The following is a 12,267-nucleotide window of genomic DNA, read 5'->3' as shown; positions in this document are numbered from 1 at the left end:
TGTTATGCTTTGTTGCAGTTGTTTGCTATAAACGAGTTGAGTTGCCCCGATACGTGTACCGAGGCTATTTTAAAGCACAAAAATACGTTCTTTTTAAAAAAGATTACTTGGTTTTTGTAAGCTTTTGTTTATTGATTTCGTCTTGTAATTGGCGTCTCGCTTTTTGCTCTCTTTCTAAGGCTTTTCTGCGGTGTTCTTCGTATTCTTCTTCTAGTTCTGCCAACGATTTTCTAGCTTCTTGAGTAACTGCATTGGCGTTTTTAAACTTGTAAACAAAGAAGGCTAATATCAATGTAAGTACAGCAACAATACCCCACATAATAGCTTTGTAAGTTGGTTTATTGATAAGTGCTCCGAAGAATGAAATACTATCTTTTTGCTCTGTAACTTCAGTTAATTGTACATTGGTAGAGGCTAATTCTTTGTTTAAACTATCTATTTGGGCTCTTTGTGTACCGGTTAATTTTTCCGAAGTTGTTAGTTCGTTTTCTAACCTAGCAACCGAGTCTAATGTGTTTTTTTTCAGTAATAATAACCAATTACGCTTTACAACTTTATAATCTTGGTAGTTGTTTGCTTTTTCAAAAATGTATTCAAATTGGTTGTCAATGGTTCCTTCTGTTAAGGATAATTCTTTTTCGGTGCTTTCTTGAGCAAGTATCGAAAAAGTTGAAAATAGCATTGCGGATGTTACTGTTAAAATGGTCTTTCTCGTCATCTTCATTCGTTAAAATGTTAATTCCACTACGTGGGTTTGTCCTCGATTCCTGTGTTTTAAATCGTTTTGGGTAGAACCGAAGTAGGTTAATTTTTCGTTTTAATCCCCTTTGCAGAGGTTTTAATTTTTCAATTTTTAGGTTGAAATCAATTAAATTATTTTTCGTTAATCACCTCTTGGGCTAGCCTTGAGGAAGTTAATTAACTATCAGATTACGATATAGTGGTTAAATTTAGGGTTGCAAAGGTACGTTTTTACTGCAAACGAGCACAATAATAAGTTATTGTTTTTAAGAGACAAAAAATTACAGTATTTTATAATTCGTGTGGGTTGCTTACTTTTTTGTTCGGAAAGGTTTTCTTCACGCTAAGCTTGAAAATCAAATCGTTGGTTTTGATAAGGTCGTCAAACTCTTGTTTTGTGTAGTGATACGAAAGGTTTAGCTGAACTTTAAAACTAGGGTCGATTACATAACCCAAACCTGGGGAAACACGAATTACATCGTTTATTTGTTTTGCCTTTTTTATGTTGAAGAAAAACTCAATATCTGCAGGAATATAAATCCCCCTGTGTTTTGAAGTGAAGAGACCGTTTAAGTCGAGCGTTGCTTCAATTTTATACCGAAACCGGAGTCCGAAGGAACGAGAACTTCTAAACAAATTGGTAAATCGTTCTTCAAGTCTTAAATACTGCTGAAGGTAAATTCGGTTTGTAATACTAGCGCCAATTTTATAACCTTGATGTACGCGGTATTCAAAAGTGTCGAAATCGTAAAAGTTGTGAATGTAGAAGTATCCGACTCCCAACGTATAGCTATGGTCAAAAGATACTTTTTTAATGTTTAGCTTTTCAAAGTTGTAAGCCATTTCTGCTTTGGTAACAAATCGAGTCCAGTTGTTGGGGTCGATAGTTCGGTAAGCAACTTCAGCATTAATTTTAAACTTGTCGTTTATTTTCCAAGAAGGATTTAACTGAAACCAAATTTGCCTTGTAACACCGTTATCTACAATTGTATCTACTTCGGTAAGGTTTTCATCTTGTGCATATGTAGTGCAACAGGAACCAATAACCAAAACTAAAAAGAAAAGCAGTTTTGTATGTATTGAAGTAGTTGCGAATGGCTTCATTTAAGACGAATCTAGTTTTTATGTTGCTAAAATAAGCAATATAATCTATATAAAAATAGGCTGTCTGAAAAGTCTCATTTTTGTCAAACTAAATTAGAGTGACTTTTAGAAATTTATCAGACAGCCTTTTGGTTATTGTTTTAATTTGAATTAATTCCTGATGGAAATCAATTCAATCAGTCTACTAATAATAAGTAAACCTTCTAACTTTCGCGATGTATTTTGCAAGTCGCATTACTTGATGACTGTATCCATATTCATTATCATACCAAATATAGAGTACAATATTTTTGCCGTCGTTGGAAACAATGGTAGCGTTACTGTCGTAAATTGAAGGAGCCGAAGTTCCAACAATATCCGAAGAAACCAACTCGTTGTTAAGCGAGTATTTTATCTGCTCAACCAAATCGCCTTCAAGTGCATATTTTTTAATAATGGTATTGATAGCATCTTTTGATGTTTCTTTTTCAATTTCCAAATTTAACACCACCAACGAACCATTTGGAACAGGTACACGGATGGCGTTGGAAGTTAATTTACCTTCTAAACTCGGAAGCGCTTTTGCAACTGCTTTTCCTGCACCAGTTTCGGTAATTACCATATTTACCGCAGCAGCTCTACCACGACGGTATTTACTGTGCATATTGTCTACCAAATTTTGATCGTTTGTATAAGCGTGAATTGTTTCTAGGTGTCCTTTGGTAATTCCTAAAGAATCTTCAACCGCTTTTAAAATAGGAGTGATGGCGTTTGTAGTACACGAAGCAGCCGAAAAAATAGTTTCCTTATCTGGATTGTATGCTTTGTGGTTTACTCCGTATACAATATTTGGAATGTTTTTTCCTGGTGCTGTAAGTAAAACTTTTTGTGCTCCTTTAGCTTTTAAATGGCGTTTCAACTCTTTATCGTCTCTAAAAGCTCCTGTGTTGTCAATAACCAAGGCGTCTTTAATTCCGTAGGAAGTATAATCAATATTTTCAGGGGCAGAAGCATTAATTAAGTAAACAGTTGTTCCGTTTATTACTAAAGCCTTTTTCTCAAAATCGATAGTTACCGTTCCTGGGAAAACTCCGTGGATAGAATCGTTTTCAAGTAACGAAGCTCTTTTCTCTAAAACCTCAGGAGTAATTTCGCCTCGCGTAACAATAGCGCGAAGTCTAAGCTGAGAACCAACACCTGTTTTTGCCATCAATTCTCTAGCGAGCAAGCGACCAATTCTTCCGAAACCATATAAAACAACATCTTTTGGTTGAATTTGGTTAAACTTATTGGCATCTTTAAGTTTATTAATTACAAATGAAGTTGTGTCGGTTTGATGAGATTCTTCTAAATGAAATTCATACGTTAGTTTTCCTAAATCAATTTTAGAAGGAGGGAGGCTCATATTTTTTATAGCGCGAGCAATATCAACCGAATCGAAAATAGATATCGGTTTCTGTACAAATTCTCCAGCGTATTTATGCAAGTTCATAATCTCGCTTACACTTTTATCGATTAATTGATTTCTGAATAAAACCAATTCTACCGCATTGTCATACCAAAGCTCGCTTACAATTTTAATAAATTCTACAGTAGCTCTTCTACGATCTGTTTGAAAGGCTAATTCTTTTTCGTAGACGTCGTTTGTAACTGTCATTTTTTGTGTTGTTTAGTTTGTAGTGCTTTTTAAAATTTCGGCAAAAATATATATTTCAAACGTTTTCGTGAAATTATTTAGATAAAAAAAAGAGCTTCTCGAAGAAGCTCTTTTAAGAGTGAAATATACTTTTTTAATTTCTGAATACGAGTCGTTCTCTTTCACCGTATTCATTTAAAATAACAATGCTCATCATGCCGTAACTTTTTGCTTTTATGACAGCCTTTTTAGCATCATCTATATTTTTAATTTTATCATCGTTGATACCGATTAGTAGTTTTCCGTCTAATCCTAAACGACGATTATATTCGTTGGTGCTTTTGATGATAACACCGTTTTGATTATCGTAAATTTTTCTGTCGCTATCGGATTGTTCTTGAAGTGAAATTCCAATTTCGTCAATTGTATACGTAAAGGAAGTATTTTCAAGTAATGTTACAGGAATTTCTTTAAGATTGTCATTTCTTAAAATTGACAAATTCACTTGGTCGTTCGGACGTTTACTGCGGAGGTAACCCGTTAAATCAGCAAAACGCGTAATCTTAACATTGTCGACTTTCTTGATAATATCCCCCGATTTTAATCCGGCTTTTTCTGCGCCCGATTTTGGTAAAACATCAGCAACCAAAACACCTTCAGTTTCAGTAATACCTTCAACACGTCCGTTTAGGATTGCCAAATCTTGCCCTGAAATTCCTAAAGTACCCATTTGCACATTTCCGAATTCTAAAAGATCATCTACCACTTTTTTAGCAATATTACTAGGTACCGCAAATGAATACCCAATATAAGAACCAGTTTGCGAAGTAATAGCTGTGTTGATTCCTATAAGTTCACCATTGGTATTTACTAGAGCACCACCGCTATTTCCAGGGTTTACGGCAGCATCTGTTTGAATGAAAGATTGAAATTTTCCGTCGGTTTCATCTAAATCTCTTGCTTTCGCACTGATAATTCCAGCGGTAACAGTTGAGGTTAAATTAAATGGATTTCCTACAGCCAACACCCATTCGCCAATTTTAGAGTAGTCGGAATCTCCAAAAACTAGATAAGGAAGCTCTTCTTCAGCATCAACTTTTATAAGCGCAATATCGGTTTCAGGGTCGGTTCCTACCAATTCAGCTTTATAAGTTTTGTTGTTGTTTAGAGTAACTTGTAATTCGGTAGCATTGGCAATTACGTGGTTGTTGGTAACAATGTATCCGTCTGGCGAAATAATAACTCCAGAACCTGTACCTATTTGAGCTCTAGGTTGTCCGCCAGATCCAAAGTAATATTCCATAAAATTGGAAGGCGCTTTACTAATGCTCATGTTTTTAACGTGTACCACTGCATGCACCGTTTTATCAGCAGCACCAGTAAAATCAATATTTTCAGCGGCGGCCAGTGTAGTTGGGTTGTAGCTAGCGGTAACAAATTTTGATGTGTTTTCTTGTGGAGCTATGAAGGTAACTTCTTTCTCGAAAGCAAATTTATAAATACCTAAGGATAAAGCACCTCCTAGCATAGAAACGAGTAAAAGACTAACAAACTTCTTCATAATTTTTTAAACTTATTTATTTAAATTAACATTTAAAATTACTTTATAATTGTTTTTTATGATTCAACTTTAACGCACTTTAACAGTGAAATAAACGTTTCCAATATTGTATATTTGTGGTTTAGTTAGAAGGGTGTTAATTTTTAACAAAACCTTATATAGCATACAATACACAGATACTTATTCATGGAATTAACTTTTTACAAATATCAAGGAACAGGAAACGATTTTGTTATTGTTGATAATCGTCAAGATATTTTTCCCAAAAACGATACCAAACTGGTTAACTTTCTTTGCGACCGAAAATTTGGCATAGGTGCCGATGGCCTAATGCTTTTAGAGAATGACGAAACTTCCGATTTTAAAATGGTTTATTTTAATGCTGATGGGAACGAAAGTACCATGTGTGGTAACGGAGGAAGATGTCTTGTTGCTTTTGCTAATTTTTTAGGAGTAGTAGCTAATGAATGTACTTTTATCGCGATTGATGGATTACATCATGCTACTATCGAAAACGGAATTGTAAGTTTAGAAATGCAAGACGTTGAGAATATAGACGTTTTTGAAAATTATTCGTTTTTAAATACGGGTTCTCCGCATCATGTACAGATGGTTGAAAACATTGAAACTTTAGATGTAAAAACCGAAGGCGCTAAATTGCGTTACGGAAAATACGGAAGTACAGGTAGCAATATTAACTTTGTTGTTAAAGAAAACGATACTACTTTTAATGTTAGAACATATGAAAGAGGTGTGGAAGACGAAACACTTTCTTGCGGAACAGGTGTTACTGCTGTTGCCATTGCGATGTTTGAAACTGCCAAAACTTCAGAAGATAAATTAACGTTGAAAACTCCTGGAGGCGACTTAAAAGTGTCGTTTGAAAAACACGAAGGAGGGTACAAAAACATTCATTTGGAAGGACCAGCAACACAAGTTTTTTCAGGAAAAATAACTATTTAAATGATATCACTCTCCGGAAATAGTATTTACTTAAGAGCGTTAGAACCTGAGGATCTCGACTTTCTGTACGCATTGGAAAACGATGAAAAAGTGTGGGAAGTGAGCGAAACCTTGGCTCCGTATTCTAAGTTTATTCTGAAGCAATACTTAGCCAATAGCCACAAAGATATTTTTGAGGTAAAGCAATTGCGCTTGGCTATTTCCAACTACGAAAATAAATTATTAGGGTTGATAGATTTGTTTGACTTCGATCCGAAAAATAAACGGGCAGGAGTGGGAATTATAGTCTTAGAATCTTCCAATAGAAATAAAGGAATTGGGCGCGAAGCACTTTCTTTATTGTTGGATTATGCTTTTGAGCACTTGGATTTGCACCAACTCTATGCCAATATTTCAGAAAATAATAGTCCTAGTATTCATTTATTTTCAAGTCTAGGATTTGAAAAAGTAGGAATTAAAAAAGATTGGAACTATACTTCTGGAAAATTTTATAACGAACTTCTATATCAAAAGATAAATAACCAATAATGTATATAAAAAAGATTTTAGCAGCCATTGCAGTTATAGGTGCAATTTTAGGTTTTATGTTTGTGTATTATGTGTATAATGCAGTTTTTTCTCCAAATACCGCCTTCGAAAATGATCAGGCTTATGTGTATGTAAAAACTAACGCCACTTTTGCAGATGTAAAAGAACAGCTTACTCCGCTGTTGAAAGATGTAAATTCATTCGCAAAGGTTTCAGAAAGAAAAGCGTATACTTCGAATATTAAAGCGGGGAAGTTTGCTATTAAAAAAGGAATGAATAATAATGAAATTATAAATTCACTCCGAAGTAAAAACCTCCCGATTTCATTATCTTTTAACAATCAAGAAACTTTAGAAAAGCTGGCAGGGCGTATTGCTACGCAAATTGAAGCCGATAGTGTTTCGTTGATTAAAAGTTTTAAAGATGCTTCATTTATAAAGAATAGTAAATTTAATGATGCTACTGCTTTGGCGATGTATATTCCGAATAGTTATGAGTTTTTCTGGAATACTTCTGCGGAAGGATTTAGAGATCGTATGCAAAAAGAATACAATCGTTTTTGGAATGAAACACGTTTGAATAAAGCAAAAGCGATTGGCTTAACACCGCAACAAGTAGTTACCTTGGCATCGATTGTTCATAAAGAAACAGCAATGGTTACCGAGCGTCCGCGTGTAGCTGGAGTTTATATGAATAGACTGAAAAAAAATATGCTACTTCAAGCCGATCCTACAGTCATTTTTGCAATTAAAAAGAAAGAAGGAAACTTTGATAAAGTCATCAAACGTGTTTTGTATAAAGATTTAGAGCTCGACTCTCCATACAACACCTACAAATACGCAGGATTACCTCCGGGACCTATTGCAATGCCAGATATTTCGGCTATCGATGCGGTGCTTAATTATGAAAAGCACGACTATTATTATTTTGTAGCTGATGTTAAAAATTTTGGGTATCATAAATTCGCAAAAACATTATCGCAACATAACGCTAACAAGCAAGAATACGTAAGATGGCTCAATTCTCAGGCTATAAAACGCTAAATTAAACTTTAAGATTACTTTAACTTACTGATTTTCTGTTTATTAAAAAAGTTGTATATTTGCACGCTAAATTTTAAGTATTCGTTTCGACGGAGTAAAGCTTAAAGAAATAAACCCTTATGAGAAAACAAGTATTAAAATTAAATGTTTTAGTAACTGTTTTAATAGTAATCGTAGTAAGTTTAGGTTTTACTTCAACAAAAAAAACCGAAAAAAACGTTCATAACATTAATAGAGTAACGAAGCCTTTAGCGTATTCGGTTTCTTTAGAAGCGGAAGATGTAGAAGAAGAAATTATAAGAACTCCTTTTTTAGGGAAGTCTTTTAATGGATTTAAAGAAGCATTAGCTTTTAAAGAATCTAGAGGTGATTATTTTACTGTAAATCCACTAGGGTATATGGGGAAATATCAATTTGGAGCCTCAACATTAAAGACAATTGGAGTGCATGCTCACGATGATTTTTTAAACGATCCAGAGTTGCAAGAGCGCGCTTTTATAGCAAATCTTGAAAGAAATAAATGGGTGTTAAGAAAAGACATTCAGTGGTATGTAGGGAAAGTTTTTAATGGTGTAAAAGTTACAGAATCTGGAATTTTAGCAGCTGCACATTTAGCTGGCCCAGGAAATGTAAAACGTTATTTACGCACGCAAGGAGCTACCGGTTTTGCAGATGCAAATGGAGCTTCTATCCGTTATTACATGCGCAAATTTTCAGGGTACGATGTATCTCATGTAAAGGCAAATAAAGCTGCTAGAATCTAGCAGGCTTTTAATGATCTTATAAGAAAAGTCCTAAAGTGTAAACTTTAGGACTTTTTGTGTTTTTAGCTGTAACGTTTTTATTTTATGCTCGCTTAACTAGCGTGTAAGATAAAAATCGTTGGTCTTTTATGTAAATCTACTTTAGCGCCTTTCCATTGTGATATGTTTTGCGTCTTAATAAATTCCGTAGGAAGAGAGATATCTGTTGCAATGCAAAGTTTTGTGTTGGCTGATAAAATCCCTGTTAAGTCTGCTAAAAGTTTATCGTTGCGATATGGAGTTTCCATAAAGATTTGCGACTGGTTGAGGTCTTTCGATCTTTTTTCGAGTTCTTTAAGGGCTTTTTTCTTTTCAGCTTTATCGATAGGTAAGTAGCCATTAAAAGCAAAACTTTGTCCGTTCATTCCGCTACTCATCAATGCAAGTAGAATAGAGGAAGGGCCAACTAACGGAACTACCTTAATGTTTTTATCGTGGGCTATGGCTACAACATCTGCTCCAGGGTCGGCAACACCAGGGCATCCAGCTTCAGAAATAATTCCAACATCATGTCCGTTAATGCATGGAGTTAAAAAAGTTGGAATTTCTTCAGGTAAAGTATATTTATTTAAAACGTTGATTTTTAGTTTTTGTTGCGATTTTTTCGGGCTTATGCTCTTGATAAATCGGCGTGCAGTTTTTTCATTTTCAACAATATAAAAATCGATATTTTCAATTGCTCTTTTTATAGAAAGTGGAAGTACTTCAAGGGGTTCAACTTCTCCGAGAGTTGTTGGGATTAAAAAAACTTTTCCAGTAATTTTTTCAGAAGCCATACGTAAATTTTGGCTCTAAGATACGAAGAAACTATAAATTACTTATTTCTTTTACGATAACATCGGTAGCTTTATCGAGCATTTTATAAACGTTTTCAAATCCTGTTGTACCTCCATAATAGGGGTCTGGAACGTCCATGTTTTCGCCAGGATGAATTTTGTTTAGAATTAAATGTACTTTGCTTTCGTCTTTTTGATTTCTTGCAAGGCTTACAATGTTTTTATAGTTGCTGTTATCCATCGCGAAGATGAGGTCGAAATCATCAAAGTCTTTTACGGTAAATTGCCTTCCGCGTTGGTTTGTGATGTCGATATTGTATTTTGATGCAATTTGAATAGAACGCGCATCGGGTTTGCTACCAATGTGGTAATTGGAAGTTCCAGCAGAATCTACAAAAACGTTAGTTGGATTTACTTTAGCTTTTAAAATACCTTCGGCAAGTGGTGACCTGCAAATATTTCCTAAGCAAACCATTAATACTTTTACCTGCATTATTGAGCGAATTTTTTGCTTAAATCGTCAATGTATTTTCTGAATTGTTTATCAGTTTCTGCTAAGTTATCAACAGTTTTGCAAGCGTGTAATACGGTGGCATGGTCTCTTTTTCCTATTTGAGAACCTATACTTGCCAATGATGCTTTGGTGTATTTTTTAGCAAAGAACATCGCTAATTGTCTCGCTTGAACAATGTGGCGTTTTCTTGTTTTAGACTGTAGTGTTTCTACGTCCATTTGGAAATAGTCCGAAATAACTTTCTGGATATAATCTATTGAAACTTCTCGTTTTGTATTCTTAACGAATTTTTCAACAATTTGATTAGCCAACTCTATGGTTACTTCCTTTTTATTGAAAGACGATTGTGCAATTAACGAAATGATGGCACCTTCGAGTTCTCTAACATTCGATTTAATATTTCGAGCTACACATTCAATAATCTCTTCTGGCATTTCAACACCATCGCGATACAATCTATTTTTTAAGATTGAAATACGAGTTTCAAAATCTGGACTCTGTAATTCGGCAGATAAACCCCATTTAAAGCGAGATAACAAGCGTTGCTCGATATCTTGCATGTCTACAGGTGCTTTATCAGAAGTAAGAATTACTTGTTTTCCGTTTTGATGTAAGTGGTTGAAAATGTGGAAAAATACATCTTGTGTTCCCGATTTCCCTGAGAAAAACTGAACATCATCAATAATTAAAACGTCTATTAATTGATAAAAATGAATAAAATCATTTCTGGTATTCTTCTTAACAGACTCAATATATTGTTGCGTAAATTTTTCAGCAGAAATATATAAAACAGTTTTTTCTGGATATTTATCTTTTATCTCAACCCCAATAGCGTGTGCTAAATGTGTTTTTCCTAAACCAACACCTCCAAAAATTAAAAGTGGGTTGAAAGAAGTTCCTCCTGGTTTGTTAGCTACAGCTAGACCTGCAGAACGAGCCAAACGGTTAGAATCGCCTTCAAGGAAATTGTCAAAACTATAATTTGGGTTTAATTGAGATTCGATTTTGATATTGCGAATTCCTGGAATTACAAAAGGGTTTTTTAATTCCGGATTTTTGTGTTTTACAGGAACGTCTAATTCTTGCGGTTGCATATTGGCACGGTTCGAACTTGGGATACTCTCGGTAAAAGGTTGCTTATTTCCGTAGGTGTTTTCCATTCGAATAACATACACCAATTTTGCATTTTCTCCTAACTCTTTGGTTAAAGCAACTTTGAGAAGTTTTACGTAATGCTCCTCAAGCCATTCGTAAAAAAATTTGCTCGGAACCTGAATACTCAAAGCTTTATCCGTTAACTTTACAGCCTTTATGGGTTCAAACCAAGTTTTATACGCTTGTGGTTGTATGTTGTCTTTTATAAAATGTAGACAATTTTCCCATACAGATTCCGCAGTTACGTTCATTCTTTGATATTATTTTAATAGTTAGTCAGGTTTAGACAATGAATAGAATTTCAGAAATCACTGTCAAAAAAGATTAAACAAATATGTGAACAAAAAATTGAAAAAAAAAATGAAAGTTGATTGAATTTATTCTTTTTTTTTTGCATGCTTGTTAACTTTCAGTTGATAGTTTCTTAACACTCGTAAAATACATTTTTAAATGGAAAAAACAAATAAAATTAACATAAGAGTTCGATATAGCGAAACCGATAAAATGGGGGTTGTATATCATGGAAATTATGCCCAATATCTTGAAATTGCGCGTGTTGAATGGTTGCGCTCTTTGGGAGTGTCGTATAGGTGGATGGAAGAAAATGGAGTGATGCTTCCGGTGGTGTCTTTACAGATTAACTACAAGAAATCTGCACGTTACGACGACTTGCTTACTGTTGAAACTAGATTGGTAAAAACTCCTTCTGTTAAGATTGAATTTGAATATACTATTTTCGATGAAAGTACAAATATTATAGCTGAAGGTAGCACGGTTTTGGCATTTATAAATAGTGAAACTTTTAAACCGATGCGTTGTCCAGATTATATTCTTGAAAAATTATGAAAAAGATTACAATTCCTTTACATTAATTTCGTAGTAAGGTTCGAAAGCTTCCAATATATTTTGCGCTAAACTTTTTCTGATGCTTACAATTATTTCGCAAGTAAGCTCTAATTGTTGCTGTTCTATTTGTAAGTTTTTTTCTTTTATAATTCGCATTACATTATTCATGTCTTTGTATTCAAAAGAAATTTTAAAGTGTGTGTCTATCGTTTTTTCTACTATGGAAGCGTCTTCAAGACACATACTTGCAGTAGTTCGATATGCGTTTATAAGTCCGCCAACTCCCAATTTTACACCTCCAAAATAACGAACAACAACTATTAAAGTATTGGTGATATCGAAAGATTGTATTTGTCCATAAATTGGCATTCCAGCAGTATTTGAAGGCTCTCCATCGTCGTTTGCACGGTAGAGTATTTTGTCCTTTTCGGTGCCCAATTGCCATGCATAACAATGATGCCGTGCGCTGTTGTGCTTATTTTTTATTTCTTCTAAAAAATATTTTATATCGTCTTCATCTATTATAGGAAAAGCGTAACCAAAAAATTTACTTCCTTTATCTTTAAATAAAACTTCGGAGGTAGGTTCGCTTATGGTTTTGTATAAATCTTCCAAATT

General features: G+C 34.3%; 13 protein-coding genes. 5 read left to right on the top strand and 8 right to left on the bottom strand.

Going from position 1 to position 12,267, the window contains the following annotated elements; all coding sequences use genetic code 11:
- Positions 1-103: 103 nt before the first annotated feature.
- From JMA43_RS11845 to JMA43_RS11830, 4 genes are all read right to left on the bottom strand, one after another.
- Positions 104-718, bottom strand: coding sequence for a tRNA (guanine-N1)-methyltransferase (locus JMA43_RS11845; protein WP_342156835.1), 615 nt, complete (start codon positions 716-718; stop codon positions 104-106).
- Between the two features lie 314 nt (positions 719-1,032).
- Positions 1,033-1,845, bottom strand: a complete 813-nt coding sequence (locus tag JMA43_RS11840; RefSeq protein ID WP_342156834.1) for a DUF2490 domain-containing protein — start codon at positions 1,843-1,845, stop codon at positions 1,033-1,035.
- 184 nt (positions 1,846-2,029) lie between these two features.
- Positions 2,030-3,481, bottom strand: a complete 1,452-nt coding sequence (locus JMA43_RS11835) for a glyceraldehyde-3-phosphate dehydrogenase (protein WP_342156833.1) — start codon at positions 3,479-3,481, stop codon at positions 2,030-2,032.
- 133 nt (positions 3,482-3,614) lie between these two features.
- A complete protein-coding gene (locus JMA43_RS11830) occupies positions 3,615-5,021 on the bottom strand; it encodes a S1C family serine protease (RefSeq protein WP_342156831.1) in 1,407 nt (468 codons plus the stop codon).
- Positions 5,022-5,207: 186 nt separating this feature from the next.
- Here JMA43_RS11830 and dapF point away from each other — a divergent pair, with 186 nt between their 5' ends.
- From dapF to JMA43_RS11810, 4 genes are all read left to right on the top strand, one after another.
- Complete coding sequence (dapF, locus tag JMA43_RS11825) at positions 5,208-5,984, top strand: diaminopimelate epimerase (RefSeq protein WP_342156830.1); 777 nt, start codon at positions 5,208-5,210, stop codon at positions 5,982-5,984.
- Positions 5,985-6,512, top strand: a complete 528-nt coding sequence (locus JMA43_RS11820) for a GNAT family N-acetyltransferase (RefSeq protein WP_342156829.1) — start codon at positions 5,985-5,987, stop codon at positions 6,510-6,512.
- Positions 6,512-7,555 (top strand): endolytic transglycosylase MltG, encoded by a 1,044-nt coding sequence (gene mltG / locus JMA43_RS11815; RefSeq protein ID WP_342156828.1) that lies wholly within the window; start codon positions 6,512-6,514, stop codon positions 7,553-7,555. Before JMA43_RS11820 ends, mltG begins: the two co-directional genes overlap by 1 nt.
- A gap of 119 nt (positions 7,556-7,674) precedes the next feature.
- Complete coding sequence (locus JMA43_RS11810) at positions 7,675-8,319, top strand: peptidoglycan-binding protein LysM (protein ID WP_342156827.1); 645 nt, start codon at positions 7,675-7,677, stop codon at positions 8,317-8,319.
- Between the two features lie 92 nt (positions 8,320-8,411).
- Here JMA43_RS11810 and JMA43_RS11805 read toward each other — a convergent pair whose 3' ends face one another.
- From JMA43_RS11805 to dnaA, 3 genes are read right to left on the bottom strand one after another with little or no spacing between them, the layout of a single operon-like run.
- Positions 8,412-9,134, bottom strand: a complete 723-nt coding sequence (locus JMA43_RS11805) for an SAM-dependent methyltransferase (RefSeq protein WP_342156826.1) — start codon at positions 9,132-9,134, stop codon at positions 8,412-8,414.
- Between the two features lie 31 nt (positions 9,135-9,165).
- Complete coding sequence (locus JMA43_RS11800; protein WP_342156825.1) at positions 9,166-9,627, bottom strand: low molecular weight protein-tyrosine-phosphatase; 462 nt, start codon at positions 9,625-9,627, stop codon at positions 9,166-9,168.
- On the bottom strand, positions 9,627-11,054 hold the full coding sequence (gene dnaA / locus JMA43_RS11795; RefSeq protein ID WP_342156823.1) for a chromosomal replication initiator protein DnaA: 1,428 nt from the start codon (positions 11,052-11,054) through the stop codon (positions 9,627-9,629). The genes JMA43_RS11800 and dnaA overlap by 1 nt, the downstream gene beginning before the upstream one ends.
- Positions 11,055-11,253: 199 nt before the next feature.
- Between dnaA and JMA43_RS11790 the strand changes: the two genes are divergently transcribed.
- Positions 11,254-11,649 carry an acyl-CoA thioesterase gene (locus tag JMA43_RS11790; RefSeq protein WP_342156822.1) on the top strand — a complete coding sequence of 132 codons (396 nt, stop codon included), beginning with the start codon at positions 11,254-11,256 and terminating at the stop codon, positions 11,647-11,649.
- Between the two features lie 6 nt (positions 11,650-11,655).
- On the opposite strand, the gene JMA43_RS11785 is transcribed toward JMA43_RS11790, so the two are convergent.
- Entirely contained in the window at positions 11,656-12,264 is a 609-nt protein-coding gene (locus JMA43_RS11785) for an IMPACT family protein (RefSeq protein ID WP_342156821.1), read from the bottom strand.
- Between the last annotated feature and the right edge of the window lie 3 nt (positions 12,265-12,267).

It is taken from the genome of Joostella sp. CR20 (genome assembly GCF_038433465.1).
In the GTDB taxonomy this organism is placed as follows: Bacteria; Bacteroidota; Bacteroidia; order Flavobacteriales; family Flavobacteriaceae; genus Galbibacter.
Note: the sequence above shows the minus strand (reverse complement) of the source record. Positions and strands in the feature narration are given on the sequence as shown.

What these genes read in the sequence shown, in the direction of transcription:
- JMA43_RS11845 (WP_342156835.1), bottom strand. Translation starts at nt 718, where the DNA reads ATGACGAGAAAGACCATTTTAACAGTAACATCCGCAATGCTATTTTCA.
- JMA43_RS11840 (WP_342156834.1), bottom strand. Translation starts at nt 1,845, where the DNA reads ATGAAGCCATTCGCAACTACTTCAATACATACAAAACTGCTTTTCTTT.
- JMA43_RS11835 (WP_342156833.1), bottom strand. Translation starts at nt 3,481, where the DNA reads ATGACAGTTACAAACGACGTCTACGAAAAAGAATTAGCCTTTCAAACA.
- JMA43_RS11830 (WP_342156831.1), bottom strand. Translation starts at nt 5,021, where the DNA reads ATGAAGAAGTTTGTTAGTCTTTTACTCGTTTCTATGCTAGGAGGTGCT.
- dapF (WP_342156830.1), top strand. Translation starts at nt 5,208, where the DNA reads ATGGAATTAACTTTTTACAAATATCAAGGAACAGGAAACGATTTTGTT.
- JMA43_RS11820 (WP_342156829.1), top strand. Translation starts at nt 5,985, where the DNA reads ATGATATCACTCTCCGGAAATAGTATTTACTTAAGAGCGTTAGAACCT.
- mltG (WP_342156828.1), top strand. Translation starts at nt 6,512, where the DNA reads ATGTATATAAAAAAGATTTTAGCAGCCATTGCAGTTATAGGTGCAATT.
- JMA43_RS11810 (WP_342156827.1), top strand. Translation starts at nt 7,675, where the DNA reads ATGAGAAAACAAGTATTAAAATTAAATGTTTTAGTAACTGTTTTAATA.
- JMA43_RS11805 (WP_342156826.1), bottom strand. Translation starts at nt 9,134, where the DNA reads ATGGCTTCTGAAAAAATTACTGGAAAAGTTTTTTTAATCCCAACAACT.
- JMA43_RS11800 (WP_342156825.1), bottom strand. Translation starts at nt 9,627, where the DNA reads ATGCAGGTAAAAGTATTAATGGTTTGCTTAGGAAATATTTGCAGGTCA.
- dnaA (WP_342156823.1), bottom strand. Translation starts at nt 11,054, where the DNA reads ATGAACGTAACTGCGGAATCTGTATGGGAAAATTGTCTACATTTTATA.
- JMA43_RS11790 (WP_342156822.1), top strand. Translation starts at nt 11,254, where the DNA reads ATGGAAAAAACAAATAAAATTAACATAAGAGTTCGATATAGCGAAACC.